The organism is Solibacillus sp. FSL W7-1324, from assembly GCF_038008025.1.
Classification (GTDB): Bacteria; Bacillota; Bacilli; order Bacillales_A; family Planococcaceae; genus Solibacillus.
The window spans coordinates 1,071,388-1,097,855 of the sequence record NZ_JBBOYH010000001.1 but is presented as its reverse complement, the minus strand read 5'-3'; the positions used below and the strand labels follow the sequence as shown (position 1 = coordinate 1,097,855).

25 protein-coding genes are annotated in these 26,468 nt (G+C 40.8%); all 25 read right to left on the bottom strand.

Translation table 11 applies throughout. The features are described 5' to 3' along the window. Positions 1-229: 229 nt before the first annotated feature. The 25 genes from rbfA to MKY71_RS05080 all read right to left on the bottom strand — a co-directional run bounded on the left by rbfA (position 230) and on the right by MKY71_RS05080 (position 26,451). On the bottom strand, positions 230-574 hold the full coding sequence (rbfA, locus tag MKY71_RS05200; protein ID WP_339175597.1) for a 30S ribosome-binding factor RbfA: 345 nt from the start codon (positions 572-574) through the stop codon (positions 230-232). A gap of 59 nt (positions 575-633) precedes the next feature. Then, entirely contained in the window at positions 634-912 is a 279-nt protein-coding gene (locus tag MKY71_RS05195; RefSeq protein WP_079525294.1) for a DUF503 domain-containing protein, read from the bottom strand. Then, on the bottom strand, positions 912-3,281 hold the full coding sequence (gene infB / locus MKY71_RS05190) for a translation initiation factor IF-2 (RefSeq protein ID WP_339175596.1): 2,370 nt from the start codon (positions 3,279-3,281) through the stop codon (positions 912-914). Before infB ends, MKY71_RS05195 begins: the two co-directional genes overlap by 1 nt. 14 nt (positions 3,282-3,295) lie before the next feature. Continuing rightward, complete coding sequence (locus tag MKY71_RS05185) at positions 3,296-3,604, bottom strand: YlxQ family RNA-binding protein (protein WP_251689276.1); 309 nt, start codon at positions 3,602-3,604, stop codon at positions 3,296-3,298. Further along, positions 3,601-3,879, bottom strand: a complete 279-nt coding sequence (rnpM, locus tag MKY71_RS05180) for an RNase P modulator RnpM (RefSeq protein ID WP_339175595.1) — start codon at positions 3,877-3,879, stop codon at positions 3,601-3,603. Before rnpM ends, MKY71_RS05185 begins: the two co-directional genes overlap by 4 nt. Before the next feature lie 39 nt (positions 3,880-3,918). Then, the gene (nusA, locus tag MKY71_RS05175; protein ID WP_079525286.1) at positions 3,919-5,046 is read right to left on the bottom strand and encodes a transcription termination factor NusA; all 1,128 of its coding nucleotides are present in this window, start codon (positions 5,044-5,046) and stop codon (positions 3,919-3,921) included. A 14-nt stretch (positions 5,047-5,060) separates the two neighbouring features. Next, the gene (gene rimP / locus MKY71_RS05170) at positions 5,061-5,546 is read right to left on the bottom strand and encodes a ribosome maturation factor RimP (protein ID WP_079525284.1); all 486 of its coding nucleotides are present in this window, start codon (positions 5,544-5,546) and stop codon (positions 5,061-5,063) included. A gap of 462 nt (positions 5,547-6,008) precedes the next feature. Next, entirely contained in the window at positions 6,009-10,391 is a 4,383-nt protein-coding gene (locus MKY71_RS05165) for a PolC-type DNA polymerase III (RefSeq protein WP_340731794.1), read from the bottom strand. Positions 10,392-10,500: 109 nt separating this feature from the next. Further along, a complete protein-coding gene (locus MKY71_RS05160) occupies positions 10,501-12,207 on the bottom strand; it encodes a proline--tRNA ligase (RefSeq protein WP_340731793.1) in 1,707 nt (568 codons plus the stop codon). 209 nt (positions 12,208-12,416) lie between these two features. Continuing rightward, on the bottom strand, positions 12,417-13,673 hold the full coding sequence (gene rseP / locus MKY71_RS05155) for an RIP metalloprotease RseP (protein ID WP_340731792.1): 1,257 nt from the start codon (positions 13,671-13,673) through the stop codon (positions 12,417-12,419). A gap of 139 nt (positions 13,674-13,812) precedes the next feature. Next, a complete protein-coding gene (gene dxr / locus MKY71_RS05150; RefSeq protein WP_340731791.1) occupies positions 13,813-14,958 on the bottom strand; it encodes a 1-deoxy-D-xylulose-5-phosphate reductoisomerase in 1,146 nt (381 codons plus the stop codon). 22 nt (positions 14,959-14,980) lie between these two features. Next, a complete protein-coding gene (locus MKY71_RS05145; protein WP_340731790.1) occupies positions 14,981-15,778 on the bottom strand; it encodes a phosphatidate cytidylyltransferase in 798 nt (265 codons plus the stop codon). After that, entirely contained in the window at positions 15,775-16,569 is a 795-nt protein-coding gene (locus MKY71_RS05140; RefSeq protein WP_339175587.1) for an isoprenyl transferase, read from the bottom strand. The genes MKY71_RS05145 and MKY71_RS05140 overlap by 4 nt, the downstream gene beginning before the upstream one ends. Positions 16,570-17,142: 573 nt before the next feature. Then, positions 17,143-17,700: a ribosome recycling factor gene (gene frr / locus MKY71_RS05135; RefSeq protein WP_339175585.1), complete on the bottom strand. Its 558-nt coding sequence runs from the start codon at positions 17,698-17,700 to the stop codon at positions 17,143-17,145. After that, a complete protein-coding gene (gene pyrH, locus MKY71_RS05130; protein ID WP_339175584.1) occupies positions 17,700-18,425 on the bottom strand; it encodes a UMP kinase in 726 nt (241 codons plus the stop codon). Before pyrH ends, frr begins: the two co-directional genes overlap by 1 nt. A 161-nt stretch (positions 18,426-18,586) precedes the next feature. Further along, positions 18,587-19,471 (bottom strand): translation elongation factor Ts, encoded by an 885-nt coding sequence (gene tsf / locus MKY71_RS05125; protein WP_340731789.1) that lies wholly within the window; start codon positions 19,469-19,471, stop codon positions 18,587-18,589. A gap of 159 nt (positions 19,472-19,630) precedes the next feature. Next, a complete protein-coding gene (rpsB, locus tag MKY71_RS05120) occupies positions 19,631-20,353 on the bottom strand; it encodes a 30S ribosomal protein S2 (protein WP_079525262.1) in 723 nt (240 codons plus the stop codon). 159 nt (positions 20,354-20,512) lie between these two features. Next, entirely contained in the window at positions 20,513-21,064 is a 552-nt protein-coding gene (locus MKY71_RS05115) for a DUF6115 domain-containing protein (protein ID WP_340731788.1), read from the bottom strand. An 11-nt stretch (positions 21,065-21,075) separates the two neighbouring features. Then, positions 21,076-21,387 carry an RNA polymerase subunit sigma gene (locus tag MKY71_RS05110; protein WP_340731787.1) on the bottom strand — a complete coding sequence of 104 codons (312 nt, stop codon included), beginning with the start codon at positions 21,385-21,387 and terminating at the stop codon, positions 21,076-21,078. 12 nt (positions 21,388-21,399) lie between these two features. Beyond that, entirely contained in the window at positions 21,400-22,170 is a 771-nt protein-coding gene (locus MKY71_RS05105) for a FliA/WhiG family RNA polymerase sigma factor (RefSeq protein WP_079525256.1), read from the bottom strand. Positions 22,171-22,313: 143 nt separating this feature from the next. Beyond that, positions 22,314-22,682, bottom strand: coding sequence for a multidrug transporter (locus tag MKY71_RS05100; protein WP_340731786.1), 369 nt, complete (start codon positions 22,680-22,682; stop codon positions 22,314-22,316). Further along, the gene (locus MKY71_RS05095) at positions 22,682-23,185 is read right to left on the bottom strand and encodes a chemotaxis protein CheD (protein ID WP_339175577.1); all 504 of its coding nucleotides are present in this window, start codon (positions 23,183-23,185) and stop codon (positions 22,682-22,684) included. Before MKY71_RS05095 ends, MKY71_RS05100 begins: the two co-directional genes overlap by 1 nt. Then, entirely contained in the window at positions 23,182-23,820 is a 639-nt protein-coding gene (locus tag MKY71_RS05090) for a chemotaxis protein CheC (RefSeq protein ID WP_340731785.1), read from the bottom strand. The genes MKY71_RS05095 and MKY71_RS05090 overlap by 4 nt, the downstream gene beginning before the upstream one ends. A 64-nt stretch (positions 23,821-23,884) precedes the next feature. Then, a complete protein-coding gene (locus MKY71_RS05085) occupies positions 23,885-24,331 on the bottom strand; it encodes a chemotaxis protein CheW (RefSeq protein ID WP_079525246.1) in 447 nt (148 codons plus the stop codon). 20 nt (positions 24,332-24,351) lie between these two features. Then, the gene (locus MKY71_RS05080; protein ID WP_340731784.1) at positions 24,352-26,451 is read right to left on the bottom strand and encodes a chemotaxis protein CheA; all 2,100 of its coding nucleotides are present in this window, start codon (positions 26,449-26,451) and stop codon (positions 24,352-24,354) included. Positions 26,452-26,468: the final 17 nt, after the last annotated feature.

Here is a 26,468-nt window from a genome sequence, read left to right as displayed (position 1 = left end):
AATATTCCGCGGGCACGGCTCGAGCCTGTAGTCTCTCCCTCGTGCTTTTCCCGCAGGAAGCCTGCTTGTAGCGAAAGGCGTTAGCCGTCAGCTACACTCGCCCCCCTTCGCTTCGCGTCACTCTAGCTTAGCATAAAGTATTTTTCTTAACGAAACTTAAGTATTCTACAATTCGGTTTATAAGCAAAAAAGTCTGCCTGCATAGTTATGCAGTGCAGACTTCTTAGTTTTATTTATCTTCGTGTAGGCCACGTAGTAATGCATCGATTTTGTTTCCGTATTCGATTGCTGTATCGAATTCGAATGCAAGTTCAGGCGTACGGCGTAAGCGGATACGTGAACCGACTTCCGAACGGATGAAACCGGATGCTTTTTCTAACGCTTGCAATGTTTCCGCGCGTTCGCGTTCATTGCCTAACGATGTAATATAAACAGTTGCTTGCTGTAAGTCTCCTGTTACTGCTACATCAGTAACCGTAACGAAGCCTACACGCGGATCTTTGATTTTGCGCGCAATGATTTCAGTAATTTCTTTCTTCATTTGCTCAGCAACTCGATTAGAACGTAGAGACATAAATGTCACCTCATTTAAATTGCGTAATTAATAGTACAGTTTGCCACAAAATGTGGACGTTATAAATATTCACGGTAAAAATCCAGCTGTTCCCATTGCGGATTTGACTGCAGATAATGGACAGCGCGCATTAGCTCGCGTTCAGCTGCTTCTTTGGAAGAAGCAACTGCGACAAGCGCAAGCTTTGTACGCTGCCATACATCCTGATGGTCAATTTCTGCAACCGAAACATTAAATTTTTGTTTCGTACGCGTCACCATCCGTTGAAGGACGGCACGCTTTTCTTTTAATGAGTGGGCAGTCTGAATCATGAATTCAACTTCTGCGTATACAATCATTATTTACGAACGATTTCTTCCATTACGAAGGCTTCGATAATGTCGCCTTCTTTAATGTCGTTGTAGTTTTTGATCGTAATACCACACTCATACCCTTTGGCAACTTCTTTTGCATCATCTTTGAAGCGTTTTAGTGAATCAAGTTCACCTTCGAACACTACAACGTTTTCACGGATTACACGTACGCCGGCATCGCGAACGATTTTACCTTCGATAACGTATGAACCTGCGATCGTACCCACTTTAGATACTTTAATTGTTTGACGAACTTCCGCTTGACCAACGATTTTCTCTTCGAACTCTGGATCAAGCATCCCTTTCATCGCGTGTTCGATTTCTTCGATTACTTTGTAGATGATACGGTGTAGACGAATATCTACGCCTTCTTCATCTGCAGCACGTTTTGCATTTGTATCTGGACGAACGTTGAATCCGATAACGATTGCATTTGATGCAGCAGCAAGAGAGATATCCGATTCTGTAATTGCACCCGCACCAGTGTGGATGATTTTAACGTTAACGCCTTCAACATCAATTTTCATTAATGAAGAAGCCATTGCTTCCACAGTACCTTGTACGTCTGCTTTTACGATTAAGTTTAATTCTTTCATTTCGCCTTGGCTCATTTGTTCGAATAAGTTATCAAGTGTTACACGTTGTTTTTCAGAACGTGAAGCTTGGATAGCTGTCATTGAACGAGACTCACCAACTTGACGAGCTGTTTTTTCGTCTTCGAATACTACGAAACGGTCACCCGCTTGTGGTACTTCGTTTAAGCCTGTAATCTCAACCGGCATAGAAGGACCAGCTGTTTTAATACGACGGCCAAGATCGTTAACCATTGCACGTACACGACCATATGCATGACCGACTACGATCGGATCACCAACACGTAATGTACCATCTTGAACTAAAAGTGTTGCAACTGCACCACGGCCTTTATCAAGCTGTGCTTCAATTACTGTACCGATCGCTGAACGAGTCGGGTTCGCTTTTAATTCACCTACTTCAGAAACTAATAAAATCATTTCTAGAAGCTGGTCAATACCTTCACCTTTTAGCGCTGAAATTGGTACGAAGATTGTATCTCCACCCCATGCTTCAGGAACTAATCCGTGCTCCGTTAATTCTTGTTGTACACGGTCCGGGTTGGCAGTTGGTTTATCCATTTTGTTGATTGCTACGATAATTGGTACTTCTGCAGCTTTTGCGTGGTTGATTGCTTCAACTGTTTGAGGCATTACACCGTCATCTGCTGCTACTACGATAATTGCGATATCTGTAATTGATGCACCACGCGCACGCATTGTTGTGAATGCCGCGTGACCAGGAGTATCAAGGAATGAAATTTTCTTTCCGTTTACTTCTACTTGGTATGCACCGATATGCTGAGTAATACCGCCTGCTTCACCCGCTGTAACTTTCGTTTTACGGATTGAGTCAAGCAATGAAGTTTTACCGTGGTCAACGTGTCCCATGATTGTTACAACCGGTGGGCGCTCTTCTAATGCGTTTTCGTCAACTTCCACGATACTGTCATCGAAGTACGTATCTAAATCTGTTTTGTCGATACGGATTTCTTCTTCTACTTCTACCCCGTAGTCTGCACAGATTAACTCAATTGCATCCTTATCAAGCTCTTGGTTAATTGTTGCCATTACGCCAAGCATAAATAATTTTTTAATAATTTCCGATGGCTCACGGTGTAATTTTTTTGCAAGTTCTGCAACGGATAAACTTTCATAGAAAGTAATTTTTTCCGGTAATTCTTTTTGCACCATTGGTTGTGGTGCAGGGCGGTGCGTACGACGTTTACCACCATTGATACCTGGTTTTCTACGTTGTTGATAGCCGCCTTTGTTTTGAGTGTTGCCACCCTTGTTCGGCGTATTTCCGCCTCTGTTTGGCGTGTTACCGCCTTTATTATTACTAGTGTTTTGAGTTGTGCCGCTTTTGCGGTTATTATTGTTATTTTGTGTCATATTTCGATTTTGGTTACCTTTTTCATTTCTTATTTTTTCGCCTTGTTGCGATTTTGGTTGCCCTTGGGCGTTTGAAGCTTTGTTCGGTTGTTGGTTATTAGAAGCAGATTGTGGACGATCCTGCTTTTGACCTTGCTGCACTTTCTTCTGCCCTTGTTCACCGCGTTTTGGTGTAACATTTACAGCTTTGGCAGGTGTCTTTGCAGGAGAATCTTTCGTTGGTTCCACTGCTTGCTTAAAGACAGAATTTAGTTTTGAGACCGCCTGCTCGTCAATTACCGCCATGTGATTTTTCACTGGCAGATTGTGTTTTGCAAGCACCTCAATAACTTCCTTACTTGTTTTATTTACCTTTTTCGCATATTCATGAACTCTTACTTTGCTCATCTGCTCACCCCCGATTAATTTTCGTTGAGTAGACTAGACATTTTTTTAGCAAATCCGCTATCTGTAATAGCAATCGCTACACGGGCTTCCTTCCCGGTAGCATGTCCTAGATCATAACGATCTCCGAAAACATAATACTCAACTTTATAAAACGTACATTTATCCTGAATCTTTTTGCTCGTATTTGCCGAAGCGTCCGAGGCTAAAAAGACAAGCTTTGCATTGCCGTTACGAATTTCTTTTACGACAAGCTCTTCACCGGATATTGTTTTTCGTGCACGTGCCGCTAAACCTAATAGCTGTAGCAATGCCGGGTTTGTCATAAAATCGACTCCCGGCGGATTAGCGTTAGCAACTCTTCATACACCTCATCCGGCACTTTTGCATCAAGCTGGCGATCTAAAATATTCTTTTTACGCGCCATTTCAACAGCATCTTCCGTTTTAGAAACATATGCTCCACGACCGGATTTTTTTCCTGTAACATCAACAGTTACTTCGCCCTCTTTTGAGCGGACGACGCGAATCATTGATTTTTTCGGAAGCATCTCGCCTGTTGCAACACATTTGCGTAAAGGAATTTTTTTATTAACGGCCATATTGCTTACCCTCCTTGCAAAATCATTCCAGATGATGGCTTACTCTTCGTCATCACCATATAAATCAAATTGTACTTCTTCTGCATCTTCACGTGGAACGAATGTGCTCGTTTCAGAAGGATAGATTCCTAATTCGCGTGCATCTGTTTCACTCTTAATGTCGATTTTCCAGCCCGTTAATTTTGCTGCTAAACGAGCATTTTGACCACGCTTACCAATCGCTAGTGATAATTGATAATCCGGTACGACAACTGTTGTTGATTTTTCTTCTTCATTTACTTGAACGTCCAGAACTTTTGAAGGGCTTAGTGCATTTGCAACGAATACAACCGGATCTTCTGACCATTCTACGATATCAATTTTCTCACCGTTTAATTCGTTTACAATTGTTTGCACACGTGCACCTTTAGCTCCAACACATGAACCCACAGGATCTACTTCTTCATTATGTGCATATACAGAGATTTTTGAACGGTCTCCCGCTTCACGCGCAATTGATTTGATTTCAACTGTGCCATCATAAATTTCCGGAACTTCCATCTCAAATAGACGGCGCAATAATCCAGGATGTGTACGAGATACGATTACTTGTGGACCACGTGTTGTGCGCTCAACTTTTGTAATGTAAACACGGATACGTGATGTTGGCTTATAAACTTCACCTTGAATTTGTTCGTTCACAGGTAATGCCGCTTCCACTTTACCGATTGACACATAAATATTACGTGCATCTTGACGCTCGATTACACCTGTTACGATGTCATCTTCACGGTCTACATACTCTTCATAGATTAAACCGCGCTCTGCTTCACGAACACGTTGCGTTACAACTTGCTTAGCAGTCTGTGCCGCGATACGTCCGAAGTTACGTGGTGTTACTTCTTCTTCTACGACGTCACCAATTTCATAAGCTGCATTAATGAATTTCGCATCTTCCAATGCGATTTCCAGACGATCGTCTTCTACTTCTTCTACTACGTCTTTACGAGAATAAACAACCATTGAACCTGTTTCTAGGTTAAGGTCCACGCGAACATTTTGCGCTTGGTTGAAGTTACGTTTGTACGCCGTTACTAAAGCCGCCTCAATCGCCTCAATTAATACATCTCTTGAAATACCTTTCTGCTCTTCAAGGGCAGTTAGGGCATCTAGTAATTCACTACTCATTTTTGTTTTCACTCCTAAATTTGCTTATCTGAAAAATCGATAGCAAGACGCGCTTGCGCAATTTTTTCTTTTTCAATTTGTACTGTAACTTTACGTGTTTTAATACGGAATTCGATTTCTAAAAATTCATCTGTATATGCGCGTAAATAACCATAGAATTCTTTTAAATCCTTAACTGGTTCATAAGTTTTTACATAAATATATTTGCCGATTGCCTTTTCAAAGTCCTGTTGTTTCTTTAACGGACGTTCCGCTCCTGGTGAAGAAACTTCTAAGTAATAGTTTTGCTCGATTGGATCATTTTCATCCAATTTCTCGCTTAAACGTTCACTCACTTGGGCACATTGTAAAATATCAATGCCGCCTTCCGGTGTGTCAACATAAATACGAAGGAACCAGTCGCGTCCTTCTTTCACGAACTCGATATCAACTAATTCCAAATCAAGCTCTTCCACGATCGGTGTCACTAGCTCTTCAATGATCGACGTAACTTTGCTCATCGTATCCTCCCTAACGTCTTTGTTTGTTTTAAATCTTCTTAGTATTGGTTAAACAAAAGACGAGTTTTCATTGAAAAATATGGAAACATTTACATCTACATGCAATTGCGTCCAGATTTCTTTTGAGGCCCACAGACGTGGGTCAGCCAGCCATTGCCGTAACATACGACGTTTTAGACAGACTTTATTTTTTCATTTTAAATTTGTGATATTCGCCAAAGTTCAACTCCATTGAACAAATGATCTGAACACTTGCTCTTCGAAATTAAATAGTTGTGTAAACAACAGAAAAGAGCGGGAAACCCCACTCTTTTGCTGGTGAACTATCAACAAATTATTACATTCAGCATAGCACAAAGGCTATCCTAATGCAAATTTTGCCTGTTAACACATAGAATTAACAACAATTAAGAGAATATGCACCCGTAATTACAAATTCCTCTCTTTTAGCCAATCCAAACATTAGAATAATGACAGCTGGTTGGCATCCGGCATTCCTTCCAGACAGCCAAGCTCATCCATATACTCGATTAATGTCTTCGATACACGTCCGCGCTGCTGCAGATCTTCCTTCGATAAAAACTCGCCGTTTTTACGAGCTTCAACAATTTGTTTCGCTACGTTCGTACCAAGGCCTGGAATGGCATCAAATGGCGGAATCAATGAGTTTCCTTCGATGATGAATTCACTTGCCTGTGAACGGTATAAATCAACCTTTTTGAAGCTCATCCCGCGTTCACACATTTCAAGTGCCAGTTCCATAACCGTCAGTAAACTTTTCTCTTTCGGCGCTGCATCGAGCCCCTTCATGTTGATCTCATCGATTTTTTTGCGGATCATGACAGAACCTTGTGTCATTGCAATCAGATCAAAGTCCGACGCACGCACAGTGAAGTATGCTGCATAGTAAAGAATCGGATGATGCACCTTGAACCATGCGATACGCACAGCCATTAATACATAGGCTGCGGCATGGGCTTTCGGGAACATGTACTTAATTTTTTTACAAGAATCGATATACCATTCCGGCACTTTCTTCGCACGCATTTCCGCTTCCATCTCATCTGTTAAACCTTTACCTTTACGGACAGACTCCATAATTTTAAAGGCAAACGACGGTTCCAAATCCTGATAAATTAAATAAACCATAATATCGTCACGACAGCCGATTACTTCCTTTAATACACAAGTACCGTCTTTAATCAGTTCCTGTGCATTTCCAAGCCATACGTCTGTACCATGTGAAAGTCCTGAAATCTGAACAAGTTCACTGAATGTTGAGGGTTTCGTTTCTTCAAGCATTTGACGTACGAATTTTGTCCCGAACTCCGGAATTCCGAGCGTTCCGGTTTTCGTGCCAATTTGCTTTTCCGTTACACCGAGCGATTCCGGCGTACTGAAAATCTTCATAACAATCGGGTCGTCTGTCGGGATTGTTTTCGGATCGATTCCGGATAAATCCTGCAGCATACGAATTACAGTCGGATCATCGTGTCCAAGTATATCGAGCTTTAAAATATTATCGTGAATCGAGTGGAAGTCGAAATGAGTTGTTTTCCATTCCGAATCCTGGGCATCCGCCGGGAACTGTACTGGCGAGAAGTCGTATATATCCATATAATCCGGTACTACGATAATGCCTCCCGGGTGTTGTCCGGTTGTACGTTTTACCCCTGTACACCCTTGCACAAGGCGATCCACTTCCGCATTTCGGTAAGTGATGCCATTGTCGCTTCCGTATCCTTTTACATAGCCATATGCCGTCTTTTCAGCAACCGTACCGATCGTTCCTGCACGGAATACATAATCCTCACCGAACAGCACTTTCGTATAGTTATGCGCCTGTGGCTGATATTCACCGGAGAAGTTCAAATCGATATCAGGTACCTTATCTCCTTTGAACCCTAGGAACGTTTCGAACGGGATATCCTGGCCGTCTTTTTTATACGGCGCACCACATTCCGGACATTGTTTGTTCGGTAAGTCATAGCCTGAGGCAACCGAACCATCCGCGATAAACTCGGAATGCTTGCACTTAGGACAAACATAATGCGGCGGCAGCGGATTTACTTCTGTAATTTCCATGAATGTCGCAACGAGGGATGACCCTACAGAACCACGGGAACCTACTAAGTATCCGTCAGCGAGCGATTTTTTTACAAGCTTGGCAGAGATCAGGTAAATTACCCCGAACCCGTGCCCTAAAATGGACTTCAGTTCTTTATCAATACGGGCCTGGACAATTTCCGGTAAATTTTCACCGTAAATGCTATGGGCCATTTCATAAGTCAGATTCGTTACTTCATCATCCGAGCCTTCAATCTTCGGCGTATATAAATCGTCCTTGATCGGTTTTACATCGCCAATCATATCTGCGACAAGCTGAGTATTTGTCACAACGATTTCCTTCGCCAAATCCGGGCCTAAAAAGTCAAATTCCTTCAGCATTTCATCTGTTGTCCGGAAATGGACTTTCGGTAAAGGATTCCGGTTTAACGGGTTTGCCCCGCCCATTGAGCCAACAAGAATTTGACGGAACTTCGCATCGGTTTCATGCAGGTAATGAACATTTCCTGTAGCTACAACCGGCAAGTTCAGCTTTTTGCCAAGCTTGACGATACGGCGGATAATGTCTTCCAATGCCCATTCATCATGGACCGTACCGCCATCCACCAGTGGCGAATAGACCGGTTTCGGCATTACTTCCAAATAATCATAGAATTTTGCGATACGCTCGGCTTCTTCCTGCGTTTTATTCATCATTGTTTCAAACAGCTCGCCATTCGAGCAACCTGAACCAACGATTAAACCTTGTCGTAGTTTCTGCAAATCGGAGCGTCGAATACGTGGTACACGGTAAAATGTTTCCGTATGCGAAATCGAAATTAACTTAAACAGATTTTTTAGTCCGGCATCATCTACCGCCAAAATTGTACAGTGACTTGGGCGTGACTGTTTATACCCTTCTTCACCACCGACATGGTCATTCATTTCAATCAGGTTTTTAATACCTAAATCGGCAGCCTGTTTCAGTAAATGCAGGAAAAGCTCACCCGTTGCTTCCGTATCATAGATGGCACGGTGATGCTGGGTCAGTTCGATATTGTATTTTTTCGTTAATGTTTTTAAGTTATGCGTTTTTTGCCCTGGGTTCACAAGACGGGATAATTCGACCGTATCGATACCCGGGTGGCGAACTTCTATGCCGGCATTTTTGTAGGCAACATATAGGAAGCCTAAGTCGAACGATGCATTATGCGCAACAACTACGCCATCGCCGATAAAGTCATGGAATTCGCGGATGACATCATTCAGCTCTGGTGCATTGACGAGCATATCGTCGGTAATATGTGTCAGCTCGATAATCTTTGCTGTTAATTTACGATGCGGGTTTGAGAAACGTTCAAATGTATCAATAACTTGACCATTTTTTATTTTAACGGCCGCCAGCTCGATAATTGTGTCATACACATTTGAAAAGCCGGTTGTTTCTACGTCAAATACGACATACGTAGCATCTTCAAGATCCACATCAATCGGATCATAAACAATTGGTTTTCCGTCATCAACCAAGTTTGCTTCCACGCCGTAAATAACTTTAATGCCATTTTTCTTACCGGCAGCATATGCTTCAGGGAATGCCTGAACGACAGCGTGGTCGGTTACCGCAATCGCAGGGTGACCCCATTTGGCTGCTTGAGCGACAAGCTTATCGACAGATGTCATTGCATCCATTTGACTCATCGGTGTATGCAAGTGGAGCTCAACACGTTTTTCGCCTTCCGGAGCATGGTCTTTTTTAGGTTCACGCTTGATTTCATTGATGTCTTTTACCATCATAACTAAATCACGGGCAAATGTATCAAGCTGAATGGATCCGCGTACGCGCACCCACATTCCTTTGCTCATCTGCTTCATTTTCACGACATCCTCGTCCCCGTTTGAGAACATTTTGACCATTAGCGAATCGGTATAGTCGGAAATTTTAAATTCAAGCAATGATCGTCCGCTTCGCAGTTCTTTTATGTCACATGCAAAAATAAACCCTTCCAGTACAATCGAACGTTCTTCTTCCAGTACTGTACGGATTTCAACTGGATCCGGATTTTTAATAAGTGCACCGATCTGAAATGGTGTATCTCCATTGGAAACAGCACCAGGATTGGCCGCCTTCTCTTTTTCACGCGACGCAAAATCGGCCATCGCCTGTTTGGACAGTCGCTCTTCCTCTTCTTGGCGTTGCTGATAAAATGCTTCTTGCTGGGCGATAAATTCATCATTTTCCTCTACAAGCTGAAATTCAAGCGGAATATGAGGGAAACCGAATGTTTTGTACGACTCGGCAATTTTATCTGTATACTTCGCTTTTAATGATAAATACTCGACTTCGAGCATCGATGTCACAATCAGCTTATGCCCTGTCCATTTCGGTGTCTGTTTCGATAAATTGGCACGCAGTAATGGCGACATTTCATCCAATTGCTCAACTACTACTTGCCAGTAATCCAAAATATGCTGCTCATTGACAACCGGATTATGTGATTCAATCGTCAGTAATACATTGGCTATAGGCGAGAATTTCTCGACCATCCGCATTCGCAGTAACTGATACACTTGGTACGGCAATATATTTTCTATTTTTATTTTAAAGTCCCAAATACGTTTCTTTTTATGAACCGTTACACGTTCGAGTGTTCCATTTTCAAAAAAGGACATATAGACATCGTCAGTCAATTCAAGCTGCTGCAATAATAGTAGGAATTTTTGTCTTCCTTCCTGTTTTGACAATTGTTTCACCCTTTCATCTTGCTGTTTCCATTGTAAGGCGAAGGGATCGATGGGCATAGAAAAATGCTCCGCTTTAATTAAAATAAGCGGTCCCTTCACTTCCAATGAAAAAGAAAAGAAAGTACAGTAAAAATTGTACTTTCCCGTTCTCTCTATCTTAATCTTACTAGTTTTGGCGGAAATATTCGTTTAAGCGATCGACTACTTCTTCTTTCGCCCATTCTGCAGATTCGCCTGTTGAACGGAATTTCACTTCCACAAGACCTTCCGAAGCTTTTTTACCTACTGTAATACGAACAGGTAAACCAATTAAATCTGCGTCCGCAAATTTTACGCCGGCACGTTCTGCACGGTCATCATACAACACTTCGTAGCGGTATGATTTCAGTACACCATAAAGCTCGTCCGCTAATTGAACTTGTGCTTCGTCTTTCGTATTGACCGGTACCAGTTGCAGGTCATATGGCGCTAATTGTGCAGGCCATACAAATCCGTTTTCATCTTGGAAATGTTCTGCAACTGCAGCAAGTATACGAGAAACCCCGATACCGTAACATCCCATAATATATGGTTGTGCTTTACCTTGTTCATCAAGGAATGTTGCATTTAGTTTTTCTGAATAAGTTGTCCCTAATTTGAAAATATGTCCTACTTCAATACCTTCAGCAAACTTAATGATTCCTTGACCGTCCGGAGATGGGTCACCTTGTCGGATGAAACGGATGTCTTCATAAGAGCTGATGGCGAAGTCGCGCTCCGGATTGACATTCAGTAAATGGAATCCATCTTCGTTTGCACCTGCAACACCGTTACGGATTGATTTGATTGCGTTATCCGCAATAACTTTTACATTCACCGGTAATTTCACAGGACCTATTGAACCTGGTGCACAGCCTAGTAATTCTTTAATAGCTGCATCTTCTGCCAATTCAACAGATGTAGCACCTAATGCATTTTTCAGTTTAATATCGTTAATTTCATGGTCACCACGTGCTAAAACAACAACCAATTCACCATCAATATCAAAAACTAGTGATTTGATCACATTTGAAGGTTCCACATTTAAAAATGCCGATACTTCTTCGATTGTTTTTTGGTCTGGTGTTTCAATCTTTTCGATGTCTTTCATCGGTGTAGTCGGTGCTGTATATTCTACAACAACCTCTGCCATTTCGATGTTTGCCGCATAATCCGATGTATCCGAATAAGCGATTGTATCTTCCCCGATTTCAGAAAGCACCATGAATTCATGTGTACCTTTACCGCCAATTGTCCCTGCATCTGCAATTACAGCACGGAAGTTCAGGCCAAGACGTGTGAAGATATTTGAATATGCTTGGTACATATCATCGTATGTTGCATCAAGTGATTCACGTGATGAGTGGAAAGAATACGCATCTTTCATAATGAATTCACGACCGCGCAGTAAGCCGAAGCGTGGGCGTTTTTCATCACGGAATTTACTTTGGATTTGGAAAAGTGTTAACGGTAATTTTTTGTATGATTTAATTTCATCACGCACTAAAGTTGTAATTACTTCTTCATGTGTAGCACCTAGAGCGAAGTCACGGTCATGACGGTCTTTTAAACGCATAAGCTCGGGACCGTATGCTTCCCAACGACCTGATTCCTGCCATAGCTCTGCTGGTTGCAATGCAGGCATTAATAGCTCGATTGAATTGATCGCTTCCATTTCTTCACGAATAATTTGTTCGATTTTAGATAATACTTTGCGCGCTAATGGTAAGTATGAATATACTCCTGCTGCATTTTGACGGATAAATCCGGCACGCAATAGCATGCGATGCGATTTCACGTCTGCATCGGATGGGTTTTCCCTTAATGTAGGGATAAACGTTTTGGTCTGTTTCATAAATAGTGCCACCTTTTTTATTTAAATTGCTACTTCTATAATACTAATCAAATTTAGCTTTGAACGCTAGTATTATTCATACAAAACGCTCAAAGCTGCCATTTTAAAACGTATTTTGTTTAAAAGAGATTCTACCTCTGACATAGGGTTGATTTCCATTGAGGGTCAATCAACCTGCTCGCCACCTAGTTAAATCATCTTAATTGTTTTTAGAAGAAGAATCGCTGGATATCATTCCATGTCACGACGACCATTAAGATCATCAGGAGGAGGATTCCGACGAAGTGAACCATACCTTCTTTTTGACGGTCGATCGGTTTTCCTCTTACTGCTTCAACAGCGAAGAATAGTAAACGGCCACCATCAAGTGCTGGTAATGGTAACAAGTTCATAATTCCTAAGTTGACGCTCAGCATTGCCGCAAAGTATAGAATATTATATAAACCGAAAGTTACGACCGTTTCAGTTGTTTTATAAATTCCTACCGGTCCTGATAAAGCGTCAATCGAGAATTGGCCGGTAACCAGTTTTCCGACAAGTTTACCGATTGTAATAATCATGTTATACGTTTCTTCCACACCATACACTACGGCTTGTAATGGATTTTTTTCAATGGAACGCATAACACCGATTTGGCCATACGGTTGGCCGCCTTCTTGTTCCACAGCTTTCGGTGTAAGTTCAATGATTTCATTGCCCGCTGGACGTTCAACTTCGAATGTCACAGTTTTGTTCGGGTTGTTGAAAATTTGCGCTGATAATTGTTCCCAAGTTGAAATCGGCTGACCGTTTACTTTGACAACCTTATCCCCATCAACCAACCCGGCACTGCTCGCAACAGAGTCGTCCACAACTTCGGCAATAATCGGTTCATCGGATGGAATCCCTTGAATCAGCCCGATAATCAGGAAGATGAAAAACGCTAAAATAAAGTTGAATAATGGACCTGCAAAAATGGCCATCGCACGAGCACCAACAGATTTTGAATTGAATTGGCGATCAAGCGGTGCAATCATCTGGTCGGTACCATTTTCAACGATGCTTGCTGTACGTGATACATTGTAGCGGATGAACTGATCATCCTCATCATAACCTTCAATCCAAAGTTCGCGTTCTAAATCCGCACGCTCCACTTCTAAAAAGATGACGTTCTGGTAATGTGTTTTTTGGTTGAGTATGATTTTTTCTACAATATTTTCTTCGTTCGTTATTAAAGCTACGCGGTAACCAGGCTGCAATTCTACCGTATCGGTATCTTCGCCGGCCATTCTTACATAACCGCCAATCGGCAATAATCGTAGCGTATAGACTGTTTCACCTTTCGTCATCCCAAAAATCTTCGGTCCCATACCAATCGCAAATTCACGCACCATAATGCCCGCTTTCTTTGCAAATAGGAAGTGACCTAGCTCATGGAAAAATACGAGTGAGCCAAAAATTAAAATAAAGGCTATAACTGTTTGCATAATCTCCCACCTTCATTGGAACTGAGCCGAGTATTATTTCGCTCAATCTTTTCTAGCAATCAAGCTCTTGAAAAAGGCACCGCTTGTACAAAGAGGGGATGTCCACCTTTTCGTTTTTCACGTCCGTTTTCACACTTTACTATTTTACCATGCTTGCGACTGTTTTTCTCGTTTCACTGTCTACATGTAAAATAGTTGCTAAATCTGGCAAAGCGATATTGTTATGACTATTCATAATACGCTCAATACATTCTTCAATTTGTAAAAAAGTAATTTTTTCCTGTAAAAACAATGCAACAGCTGCCTCATTCGCCGCGTTCATTGCCGTTAAAATTGTACCGCCCATTCGCCCTGCATCATATGCAAGTTTTAATGCGCGGAAACGGTCAAAATCCACTTCCTTAAAATGAAGCTGTCCAATTTGAGCCAAATTTAAACGTTGGCCATTTGAAAGCGGTAAACGGTCAGGGTAGCTAAGCGCATATTGGATCGGTACACGCATATCCGGTGTTCCTAGCTGTGCGATGACACTTGTATCCTCATATTCCACCATCGAGTGAATAATGCTTTCACGGTGCAGCAATACGTCGATATTGTCATAAGGCATATCAAACAGTACATGTGCCTCAATCACTTCAAGCCCTTTATTCATCATTGTCGCTGAGTCAATTGTAATTTTGGCTCCCATTGACCAGTTCGGATGATTCAGTGCATCTTTTACCGTTACTCCTACCAGCTCATCCCTTGTTTTATCACGGAATGAACCACCCGATGCCGTTAAAATAATACGCTCGATACGTTTTTTATTTTCGCCGTTCATCGATTGGAAAATAGCGGAATGCTCACTGTCCACCGGTAAGATCGGGGCATTGTATTTTTTTGCTTCCGCCATTACAAGATGGCCGGCTGTTACAAGAGTTTCTTTATTCGCAATGGCAATCGTTTTCCCCATACGGATCGCAGCAAGTGTCGATTCCAGTCCAACGCTGCCTAATACCGCATTGACAAGTACTGTCGAATCCGGATGTGTCGCCACTTCGACCAATCCTTTTTCGCCATATGTAAAGGAAACATGCGGGAACTCTTTTTGTAAAATGCCTGCCGCTTCCTCCGTTTGCATTGAAACTAATTCTGGTTGAAGTTTTTCTATAATTTCGCGGGACTTTTCAATATTTTGTCCGGCTGAAAATGCAACAAGCTTAAATTCGTTCGGATTTGCAAGTAAAATATCAAAAGTCTGCCATCCGATGGAACCTGTTGCACCTAATAAACTAATTTTTTTCACAATGATACGTCCCTTCTATGTCCTAGGAAAAGAAATGTAAAAAATGCAGTAATGGTACGACAAACAGTAAACTGTCAAAGCGGTCCAAAATACCGCCGTGTCCTGGAAGAATATTACCCGAATCTTTCACACCATAATGGCGTTTAATAGCCGATTGGACTAAATCGCCCATTTGACCAATAATCGATGCAATAATTGTTACAACGATTAATTGCAGCCAGCTTGATGCAAATGGATACGTAAGCTGCATCGCAATCGCGAAAATAACTGCAATAACAATCCCGCCAATAAAACCTTCCACTGTTTTTTTCGGCGAAATTTCCGGCCATAATTTATTTTTCCCTAATTTACGTCCAACAAAATAGGCACCGGAATCTGTTGTCCATACGACTAATAGCACAAACACGACATATTCCAAACCGATAAAACGTGTTTCGATAAAATAATGGAAACCAAGGCCGACATATAATGCCCCTAGCACGATGAAACCAATTTCATCAAACGTCATTTTATTTTTTACAAGTACAATATAAATCAGCAGTAATATCGCGATTCCATATACGATCATTAATAATGAATCATATTGGAAAAATTCAACGATTTTCAGTGACCATTCATTTGGTACAACCAATACGAATAATGCAAGTGTACCAATAATACCTGGAACAGATGCAATTGAAATTCCTTTCATTTTCAGCAATTCATAGAAACCAATGGCTGCGATAATACTCATTAAAATCGCAAATGGCGTTCCTCCATAAATTACGAATGGAATAAATAATGCTGCAGCAATTACTCCGGTAATGATGCGTTGTTTCAACTTGTTCCTTCTCCTTTCAGCCCCCCATAACGGCGGTTACGGTTTTGATACACAGAGATTGCCTCTTTTAAACAAGCTTCGTCAAAATCCGGCCAATGCGTATCAGTGAACCAAAATTCCGTATAGGCAAGCTGCCATAGCATAAAGTTACTTATGCGCACTTCACCACTCGTGCGAATTAATAAATCGGGTTCAGGTAAATGAGCCGTCATTACATACTGGGAAATATGTTGTTCATTTAATTCGTCAATTGTAAGGTTTCCTGCTTCTACCTCTTTCAGAAGCTTTTGCATCGCCATTACAATTTCAGCACGCCCACCATAATTCATCGCAAAGTTTAAGACTAACCCTGTATTCCCTGCAGTCGCTTCCATTGCCTTTTTTAAAGCAGATTGGGTATATTCCGGCAATGAATCCATCACACCGATCATTTCTACTTTAATATTTCGCTCCATCAGCTCTGGTAAAAAGGAATTTAAAAATTGCTCTGGTAAACGCATTAAAAATTCCACTTCTGATTTAGGACGCTTCCAGTTTTCCGTTGAAAACGCATAGAGCGTCAATACTTCTACTCCTAAATCACAAGCGCAACGTGTTATTTTTCGAACTGTTTTCATTCCTTCATGATGCCCTGCAACTCGAGGCATTGAACGTTTTTTTGCCCAACGTCCATTTCCGTCCATAATAATTGCAATATGGGTCGGGATATCCTCTCCCTTAACTAAGTCCACATTTTCACTACTGAATGACTGTTCTTTATTTGTATTTTTCCCAAAAAGTTTTTTAAACATAGTTAATACCCCCAACTGCACAGTTCGGACCGTTTCCCTTTTTATCATATCAAAAAAGGGATTACCTGTCCTTTTTATATAATGAACTTCTTTAGTATCTTAAAGAATAAATTGTTCTTCCTTTAACTTTCATATGTATTTTTTCTACAATTTATACTTTCAATTAGGGGAAATGGGTTAATGCGCTTTTTTTGCTACAGCTATACTTCCCTAACAAACTTAAGATTTATCTATTATTGTAAAAAAAACGTCCTCATTAGCAGGACGTTTTAATCCATGTAAAGTTCATACATCGCCAGAAAAAGATTTCGCGCTAATGTGATCCACCAGCGCGAAGAAAAATTATTAAATCTAGAATTATCTTATTAACATTCGGGTTAACATCCATTGCGGGTCAGACGCTTTCCGCGGGCAAGAATTAGAGTCAAATTTTTTTGTCTCTAATTCTTTGCGCCGAGGATGGCGGCAATTTATTGCGGCCACCGCAGAAGCAACGCCTTAATGAATGAGAAGGCATAAACTACTCGCCTCCCCTTCATTCCAATCGACCCATTTCATAAAATATCCCTAAAATTAAACTGTTAAAATTTCTTTTTCTTTTTCTTTCACTAACTCTTCGATTTTAACGATTGAGTTGTCTGTTAGTTTTTGGATGTCATCGTTGAAGCCGCGTAGTTCGTCTTCTGTGATTTCACCGTTCTTTTCTAATTTTTTCAGGTCGTCGTTTGCATCACGGCGCACGTTACGTACAGCAACTTTTGCGTCTTCCGCTTCTTTTTTCACCTGTTTTACTAATTCTTTACGACGCTCTTCAGTTAATGCCGGTACAGCTAAACGAATGACATTACCGTCATTTGTCGGTGTAATCCCGATATCTGAACGCATAATCGCTTTTTCGATTTCACCTAAGATTGATTTATCATAAGGCTGAATAACTAAAAGGCGTGCTTCCGGTACAGAAATACCTGCCATTTGGTTGATCGGTGTTGGAGAACCATAGTAGTCCACCATAATACGATCCAATAGTGAAGCATTTGCTACACCTGCACGAATTGAAGCTAATTCACGTGAGAAAGCATTAATTGATTTTGTCATTTTTTCTTTTGCCTGATTTAATACTTGTTGTGTCATTACGCATCTCTCCTAACAACTGTTCCAATATTTTCGCCTAATGCGGCACGTTTAATATTACCTGGTTCTGATAAGTTGAAAACGACCAGCTTGATATCATTATCCATACATAATGTCGAAGCTGTAGAATCCATTACTTGTAAACCTTGCTGAATAACGTCTAAATACGTAAGTGTGTCATACTTAACTGCTTCAGAATCTAATTTTGGATCTGCAGAATAAACGCCATCCACATTATTTTTCGCCATTAAAATTGCATCTGCATTAATTTCTGCGGCACGTAAAGCTGCTGTAGTATCTGTCGAGAAGTATGGGTTACCTGTTCCCGCAGCAAAGATTACAACACGCGCTTTTTCCAGATGGCGAACTGCTTTACGTCGAATATATGGCTCTGCAACTTGTGTCATAACGATTGATGATTGAACACGTGTAGGAACACCCAGATTTTCCAATGAGTCCTGTAATGCAAGTGCATTCATCACTGTTCCCAACATCCCCATATAATCTGCATTGGCACGTTCCATACCCATTTCAGCGCCGATTTTACCGCGCCAAATGTTGCCTCCGCCGACAACTAATGCGACCTCTACACCTAAGTCGATAACTTCTTTAATTTCTGCAGCGATCGATTTAATAACATCCGGTGAGAAACCGAAGCCTAATTCTCCAGCTAATGCTTCCCCGCTAAGTTTAATAACTACTCGTTTGTACTCTGACACACCCATAGTAGACCTCCGTTACTCATTTATTTAAAAGGAAATACGCCATAATTTTTATGTATCGTACTTCGCTTCATTCAAAAATAGATTTCTTTAAAAATAGGGAACACGCAAATGGTGCTCCCTACTGGTTGCTTAAATTAGTGTTAATTTAAGTTGTAATTTAATTAGTTACCTTTAACTTGGCTCATTACTTCTTCAGCGAAGTTATCTTCACGCTTTTCGATACCTTCACCAACTGCATAACGAGTGAAGCTTGTTACAGTAGCATTTAATGAGTTTACGAAGTCGCGTACTTTTTGATCTGAGTTTTTAACGAAAGCTTGGTCTAATAAACATACGTCTTCGAAGTATTTACCAAGACGGCCTTCTACCATTTTCGCTACGATGTTTTCTGGTTTACCTTCGTTTAACGCTTGCTCAGTTAATACTTTGCGCTCACGTTCTACTTCGTCAGCAGAAACTTCGTCACGAGAAATGTAAGTTGGGTTGATTGCAGCGATATGCATAGCGATATCTTTTGCAGCAGCAGCGTCAGTAGAACCTTCAAGAACTACTAATACACCAATACGTCCGCCCATGTGTAAGTAAGAACCGAATGCATCTGCATCAGTTTTTGTTTTGATTTCGAAACGACGTAATGAGATTTTTTCACCGATTGTAGCAGTAGCTGTAGAAATTTGGTCAGCGATTTTCACGCCGTCTTTTTCTAATTCTAAAGCAGCTTCTACTGATTCTGGTTTCGCAGCTAATAATTGCTCTGCTAAAGAAGAAACTAAAATTTGGAACTTGTCGTTTTTCGCAACGAAGTCTGTTTCAGCGTTTACTTCTAAAAGAATCGCTTCATTACCGTTTTCTAAAATGTAAGTTGTACCTTCAGCAGCGATACGGTCAGCTTTTTTGCCAGCAGCAGCTAAACCTTTTTCACGTAGGAAATCGATTGCAGCGTCGATGTCACCTTCTGTTGATACTAATGCTTTTTTACAGTCCATCATACCTGCGCCTGTTTTTTCGCGTAATTCTTTTACTAATTGTGCAGTAATGTTTGCCATATTGAGTTTCCTCCTAAATATAATGAAAAAATTTATTTACACTATTTCATACTTTAAGCGATAAACCGCTATTTTTCAACGATTCATACATCTTCAAATTCATTTCTCAAAAAAAGGTGATAAGGGGTTCATCCACTTATCACCTTTTCTAACAGTGAATTACTCAGCTGTAGCTTCTTCTACTGCAGGAGCTTCTTCTTCACCTTGTTTAGCTTCTAATAAAGCGTCAGCCATTTTAGCAGTTAATAATTTAACCGCGCGGATAGCATCGTCGTTTGCAGGGATTACGTAATCAATTTCATCCGGATCACAGTTAGTGTCTACGATACCAACTAGAGGGATGTTTAATTTGATTGCTTCTGCAACTGCGATACGCTCTTTACGAGGGTCTACAACGAACATTACGTCCGGAATAGCTTTCATATCACGGATACCGCCTAAGAATTTAACTAAGCGCTCGTGCTCTTTTTTAAGTTGGATTACTTCTTTTTTAGGAAGTACAGCGAAAGTGCCGTCTTCTTCCATTTTTTCGATATCTTTCATACGTTGTACACGTTTTTGAATAGTACCGAAGTTAGTTAAAGTACCACCTAACCAACGTTGGTTGATGTAGTAGTTACCTGAACGTTCAGCTTCTTCTTTGATCGCTTCTTGTGCTTGTTTTTTCGTACCTACGAATAAAACTTTACCACCGTCTTGACCAACTTGACGCATGAAATCGTATGCTTCTTCTAATTTTTTAACCGTTTTTTGTAAATCGATAATGTAAATACCGTTACGCTCTACGAAGATATATTTCTTCATTTTTGGGTTCCAACGGCGAGTTTGGTGACCGAAATGTACACCAGCTTCTAGTAATTGTTTCATTGAAATTACTGACATGAGTGTTTCCTCCTAATATGTTTGGTTTTTTTCCTCCGTATTTTTCATCTGCAACAAGCTACCCGTAGACTTACGAGCACCACTTACTACATCAAAATACGTGTGTATTGTTAACACCGTTTGTAAATATATCATAATAGACTTTCAAGTGCAACTACTTTACGCATGAAACTTTACAAGGAGTTCAATTTCTGTTTTCCCGCGTTCCATCATTTTTGCAATTTCTTCAATTGTTTTTCCATTGCGGTAATGATGGATGACTTCCTGCTCGAACGTCATTTTCTCTTCTTGAATATCATTTTCTTCAGAAAGCGGTTCCGCTATTACTGTTGGTTCATCGTTTTTCTCCTCAACATGCTGCTGTGTTTTCTGTTTTTGATAGGCACTAGCTGCTTGCTTGACCGGAACGAATTTGCGCGGTTCTATTTCCTGTTCTTTTACCGGCTGCTCTTTTAAATATAGTGAAGACTCCTCTTTACGGGATGTTGCCGTTTTCTGAGGGCCATCTGTTTTTTTCAACTCGCTGATTAGCCGGTCGTTTTCTTCTTTCATCTCCATTAAATATACACTAATCGCATTGTCCATTTCATTAATCAGTTCATTTTGGCGCTTTTCCAAATTCTGATATTTAGAAAGCTTACTATATAAAAGAACAATTGCAAAAATCGTAATCATTTGGATAAGAAACAAGGTTATTATAACTGCGATCATGTTGACTGCTCCTAGCCACTATAATCAAAAAGATTCCCTTTAAACGGGTGCTGCACTTTCTGATCTAGCTGTTCCTTATTTTTCTTGTTGTCCTGCATTTGCTCTTCTCCGCTTTGGGAAGCCGTTTCCTGCTCGTCATCATTGACTGTGTTCAGATGCTCTGTTTCATTGACGGATAATTGTTTGCGTTCCAGTTCCCTGTTCAGTGCTTCGTTTGCATGCATTTGCTGCAGGATCGTATTTTGTTGACGCTGATCCGCCATTTTCCCTGCCTCAAATGTTTTCGGAATCGCTATCTGCAACTCCAGACCTTTCAAGCTCATAACGCCGCCTCCTTACGTATTGATCATTTCCGAAGACAATAATTTACGTAATTTAAACAATGCTTTTGAGTGGATTTGCGAAATTCTTGATGTCGACAGTTCCAGTATTTCACCGATTTCGGTTAATGTTAATTCTTCTGAGTAGAACAGACTGATGACAAGCTGTTCTTTTTCATTCAGCTTTTTAATATTTTCAGCCAAATCGCCCAATAGCTCTACATGAACGGTTTGCTGCTCAGGTGTTTTCGTATTGTCATCACGGATAACAAAGGACTTGCCTTCCGATTCTTCCTGGTCCAGCTGCTCATTGATGGACAGCACATTTGAGAAAAAATGCTCCTGGAACGTTTGGTACACTTCTTCGACCGGCAAATTCATATGTGCTGCAACTTCTTCCGGTGTCGCATGGCGCATCAGCTTCTGCTCTAGTGATTCGATTTGCGATTCCAGCTTTTTTGCTTTTTCCCGCGCCGATCTTGGGAGCCAGTCCTCTTTACGTAAACCGTCGAGAATAGCACCGCGCACACGGAATGAGGCATACGTATCAAATTTTAAATCTCGGTTTATATCAAATTTATTCAACGCATCAAACAGCCCCATCATCCCAAGACTCATCAGGTCATCTCTGGAAATGTTCTTTGGAAGCCCTACAGCAATACGCTGTACATGATATGATACGAGTGGTTTAAACTTTTTTATTAATAAATCGCCAGCTTCGGGATCACGGTTCTTTGTCCAACGAACCCATAATGATTGTTCGTCTCTATGCCTTTGTTCTGTCAAACATACCCACCCCTTTATTTGAAAAGTAACATTATTTGTGTTCATTATATCAAAAAGCCTTTTAATATACATTTAATCCAGTATTTCGACACAGTATTTCCTTATATTTCACTAAATAAAAAAGAGTCGGATTTACGACTCTTTTACCGTGAAAGGGATTCATCGCTTTGAAGCATCGAACGAACGACTTGTGCAATTTCTTCCGTATTCTCCTCTTCAACTTCCATTGCCGTATGTCCATTTTGCGGATCGGTCTCTGTTTTTTCCGTCTCTTTCGCAACTACAGCCAGTTCCTCTTCTGTCGGTAACATAACAGGTACTTCGGGTGTATAAAATACATAGCCGATGAAATAGCGGATCAGAAACATTAAACTAAATGCAATGACAGCTGCGACAAAAGCTGCACCGATCGTCGGCAGCGGCATCGCATACGGATTTTGAATTGCAGCGATAAAATATACAGCGAATGAAAGTAGTGCTGCCCAAAAATTATAATATATTGAACCAAACATTAAATTTCACTCACTCCTTTATTGACAGTACGAACTTGAAGCATGCTCGTTTCAGGGTTAAATTCGATTGTACGACCGCTGTTTCCACCCGTGTCTTCAGCGACAAGCCGTATGCCCAGCTCTTTCAACTTCGCTTTTACAGCTTCCACATTTCTAGGTCCGATCCTCATGGAATCTTTATCTGACGTAAACTGGAACATTTGTGCGCCGCCCGCAATTTTTGCCTTCAACTTAAAGGGCTGCACACCTTCTTGTTTTAAAAGATCGACTAAAGCGGCAATTCCCGTATCGGCAAATTTTGCGGCATTCATTGTGGCCGTTCGATTTAAGCTGGAATCCGGCAGCATGACATGGACCATACCGGCAACTTTTTTGGAGTCGTCGTAAATGACTGCACCGACACAAGAACCTAATCCAGACGTACGAATCGTTTTAGGAATTTTCACGATATCCATTTGTGCAATGCCTACTTTAATCACTTCGTTTGAATTAATAACTATCATGTCGTAGGCACTCCTAATGCTTTAAAAATCGCTTCAAATGAATCGGGTTCAGGCAACAGGAAGAACTGTCCTTTTACCGCTTCATCATCAGACATCACTTCTTCATATATAGATGTGTTAATGACGATGACCGTATCACTTACTTGTGATAGTTCAATCAGTCCGATGCTAATAATCGCGCCAAACATATCAACACTTAGTCCCGGTACTGTCGGATAGATTTTAAGACCCGTAAAATCGGATAAGGCCGATAAATAAGAGCCGGATAAAATATTGCCCATTTCCTGCATTGCCGACAAGCCCAGTTCAGAATATGGTGGTGTGTGAAAATCAAAAGTATCGTCATGGATGAGGCTCCGGATAAATCGGTTTGCCTGTTCAATCGGCAAAATGAAAAACATGCTTCCTTGAGCATCCCCTTCTATTCGAAGATAAATGCCGACAACAGCGTTTTCCGATCCGCCAGCGAGTTCCATCATTTCATTAAACGAGGCCATTTTCACATCGGGTACACGCATATCAATCTTTTTTCCCAATAAATTCGATAATGCTGTAGCCGCATGTGCAGCACCAATATTTCCGATTTCCTTTAATACATCTAAATGCATCAACGTAATTTTTTCACTAAAGTTCATTTTCAATCCCTACTTTAATAGATTCCAGGCAAGCACGGCTTACCTGGAAAATTATTCATTGAAATTAATCGATCGGATTTAATACTTTATCTAAGTGAAGTAAAATTAATAAGCGGTTTTCCAATTTTGCGACACCTGCAATAAAATCTTCCTCTAGAGAGCCAACCACTTCCGGTTGCTGTTCAATGGAAGATGCATCAATGTCCAAAACATCATTTGCTGAATCGACAATAAAACCGACTTCCATCGTTTCCAGTGTAATAATAATAATTCGGGTTGTTTCTTCGTTACCTGATACCGGCAAGTCAAAACGTTCACGTAAATCGATGACAGGCGTTACAACACCACGAAGATTAATGACACCTTTTACATAACGTTCTGTTTTCGGTACACGTGTAATATGCATTAACTTTTCGATTCCCTTTACGTGCGAAACAGGAATGGCATATTCTTTATCTGCTAATTGAAAAACAATTACTTTCAAGTTTTTTTGCTCTGTTGCATTCGTCATTCTTCACACCTCTTATCCTTTTACTTCATCAGTGCGTTACAGTCTACAATTAACGCCACTTTTCCGTTTCCTAAAATCGTTGCACCTGAAATCGCAAAGATATTCGTTAAGTAGTTACCTAATGATTTCAACACAATTTCCTGTTGGCCGATAAATGAATCGACTACTAAACCAGCTAGTTTATCGCCTTTGCGGACGATTACAACTGAATGGAAGCCATCATTTTTTTGTTCAGCACGCGGTACTTCAAAAATTTCTTCCAGGAATACAAGCGGCACAACTTTACCACGGAAATCGATTACTTTTTGATTATGAGCGTTCAAAATATCTGAGTGACGGATAATCGATGTTTCAATAATAGATGATAACGGAATTGCATAAATTTCATTTTCGATTTCTACAAGCATGACTGATATGATCGACAGTGTCAGCGGTAATTGAATTGAGAAGACCGACCCGACATTTTGAGTCGATTCAATCGAAATGTTGCCGCCTAGTGATTCAATCGTTGTTTTCACAACATCCAGACCGACACCACGGCCCGAAACATCTGAGATGACATCGGCAGTTGAGAAACCGGAAGCCATAATCAACTCGTTGATTTGTTTGTCGGTCATTGTCAATGATTGCTCATGTGTAACAATTCCTTTAGACAATGCTTTTGCCAGCACTTTGTCGCGGTTAATCCCTGCGCCGTCATCTTCAATTTCGATGAATACATAGTTCCCGCTATGATAAGCACGAAGTTCCACTGTTCCTTCTTCCGGTTTGCCTTTTGCACGGCGCACTTCCGGACTTTCAATTCCATGATCAACTGAGTTGCGGATCAAGTGAACTAACGGATCTCCAATTTCATCAATAACTGTGCGGTCAAGCTCTGTTTCTGCACCGACAATATTAAGTTCAATTTTTTTATTTAAATCACGCGACAATTGGCGTACCATTTTCGGGAAACGGTTGAATACTGTATCTACAGGAACCATGCGCATCGTTAGAACGATATTTTGCAGATCTCCCATTGTACGGCTCATTCGTTCAACCGTTTCATTCAATTCACCATGATTTACATCACCGGCGATTGATAAAAGGCGACCGCGATCGATTGCAAGTTCTTCAAACAAGTTCATTAAAATATCAAGACGTTCGATATTTACGCGAATTGTTTTACTTGATGCATGCCCTGATTTACTATTATTATTTTTAGCAGATGCTGTTTTTTTAGGCTGTTCTTCAGAAACAGCAGTCAGATTTTCCTGTACCACAGGCTGTTGCTGTACTTCTTCAGCAGTTACTTCGATTGCCGTAGTTTTCGTAACAAACATATCACGGTCGATTTTCTTGACAATGGCACGATCAACTTCCGATACTTTCATCAGCATCTTTTGCAAATCTTCCGCTGGCTCTTTCGAAATAAAGGCTACATGGAATTCACTATCAAACTGTTCTTCTTCCAGTTTATCTACAGTCGGAGTAGATTTAATGACATCCCCGTTTTTCTCCAGGATTTCAAATACCATGAATACACGAGCTGCTTTTAATAAGCAATCATCACGCAAGGCTACTGTAATTTCATATGCATTAAATTCCTGTTCGGAAGATTGCAGAATGACCGTTTTTTCAAAATCATCATAGGACAATTTCAATTCTGCTGTTTCAACTGGCTGTTCAAGCTCATTGGCTACCATTGCAGCAGCAATTTCCTGTCCTGCTAATGATTCTTCAGAAGGAGCAGTTGCCGGTTCACCTGCTTCAATGCGCTTAAGCTTTTCCACTGTTGCTTGCACATTGCGTTTACCATCACCGCCATCTGCAATGTTGAATACCATTTCTTCTAAATGGTCGACAGATTCGAAAACGACATCCAAAATTTCTGCATTCACTTTGATTTTATCATTGCGGATCGCATCTAAAATATTTTCCATTTTATGTGTTAAGTCGGCTAAATCTTCAAAGCCCATTGTTGCTGCCATACCTTTTAAAGTATGTGCCGAACGGAAAATCTCTCCGACAATCGTTAAGTCTTCCGGGTTTTTTTCCAATTCCAATAAGTGTTCACTGCACGCTTGTAAATGCTCTTTACTTTCTTCAATGAACATTTCCAAATATTGATTTAATTCCATTTAGAGGGCACCCCTTT

Excerpts from the sequence above, each read along its gene's own strand:
- MKY71_RS05100 (WP_340731786.1), bottom strand. The coding sequence starts at position 22,682 with ATGTTTGGTTCAATATATTATAATTTTTGGGCAGCACTACTTTCATTC.
- MKY71_RS05080 (WP_340731784.1), bottom strand. The coding sequence starts at position 26,451 with ATGGAATTAAATCAATATTTGGAAATGTTCATTGAAGAAAGTAAAGAG.
- nusA (WP_079525286.1), bottom strand. The coding sequence starts at position 5,046 with ATGAGTAGTGAATTACTAGATGCCCTAACTGCCCTTGAAGAGCAGAAA.
- infB (WP_339175596.1), bottom strand. The coding sequence starts at position 3,281 with ATGAGCAAAGTAAGAGTTCATGAATATGCGAAAAAGGTAAATAAAACA.
- MKY71_RS05185 (WP_251689276.1), bottom strand. The coding sequence starts at position 3,604 with ATGACAAACCCGGCATTGCTACAGCTATTAGGTTTAGCGGCACGTGCA.
- rnpM (WP_339175595.1), bottom strand. The coding sequence starts at position 3,879 with ATGGCCGTTAATAAAAAAATTCCTTTACGCAAATGTGTTGCAACAGGC.
- MKY71_RS05085 (WP_079525246.1), bottom strand. The coding sequence starts at position 24,331 with ATGACGAATGCAACAGAGCAAAAAAACTTGAAAGTAATTGTTTTTCAA.
- MKY71_RS05090 (WP_340731785.1), bottom strand. The coding sequence starts at position 23,820 with ATGAACTTTAGTGAAAAAATTACGTTGATGCATTTAGATGTATTAAAG.
- MKY71_RS05110 (WP_340731787.1), bottom strand. The coding sequence starts at position 21,387 with ATGAGCTTGAAAGGTCTGGAGTTGCAGATAGCGATTCCGAAAACATTT.
- MKY71_RS05115 (WP_340731788.1), bottom strand. The coding sequence starts at position 21,064 with ATGATCGCAGTTATAATAACCTTGTTTCTTATCCAAATGATTACGATT.
- rseP (WP_340731792.1), bottom strand. The coding sequence starts at position 13,673 with ATGCAAACAGTTATAGCCTTTATTTTAATTTTTGGCTCACTCGTATTT.
- rbfA (WP_339175597.1), bottom strand. The coding sequence starts at position 574 with ATGTCTCTACGTTCTAATCGAGTTGCTGAGCAAATGAAGAAAGAAATT.
- rpsB (WP_079525262.1), bottom strand. The coding sequence starts at position 20,353 with ATGTCAGTAATTTCAATGAAACAATTACTAGAAGCTGGTGTACATTTC.
- rimP (WP_079525284.1), bottom strand. The coding sequence starts at position 5,546 with ATGAGCAAAGTTACGTCGATCATTGAAGAGCTAGTGACACCGATCGTG.
- pyrH (WP_339175584.1), bottom strand. The coding sequence starts at position 18,425 with ATGGGTGTGTCAGAGTACAAACGAGTAGTTATTAAACTTAGCGGGGAA.
- MKY71_RS05095 (WP_339175577.1), bottom strand. The coding sequence starts at position 23,185 with ATGATAGTTATTAATTCAAACGAAGTGATTAAAGTAGGCATTGCACAA.
- frr (WP_339175585.1), bottom strand. The coding sequence starts at position 17,700 with ATGACACAACAAGTATTAAATCAGGCAAAAGAAAAAATGACAAAATCA.
- MKY71_RS05140 (WP_339175587.1), bottom strand. The coding sequence starts at position 16,569 with ATGTTTAAAAAACTTTTTGGGAAAAATACAAATAAAGAACAGTCATTC.
- tsf (WP_340731789.1), bottom strand. The coding sequence starts at position 19,471 with ATGGCAAACATTACTGCACAATTAGTAAAAGAATTACGCGAAAAAACA.
- MKY71_RS05165 (WP_340731794.1), bottom strand. The coding sequence starts at position 10,391 with ATGCCCATCGATCCCTTCGCCTTACAATGGAAACAGCAAGATGAAAGG.
- MKY71_RS05195 (WP_079525294.1), bottom strand. The coding sequence starts at position 912 with ATGATTGTATACGCAGAAGTTGAATTCATGATTCAGACTGCCCACTCA.
- MKY71_RS05160 (WP_340731793.1), bottom strand. The coding sequence starts at position 12,207 with ATGAAACAGACCAAAACGTTTATCCCTACATTAAGGGAAAACCCATCC.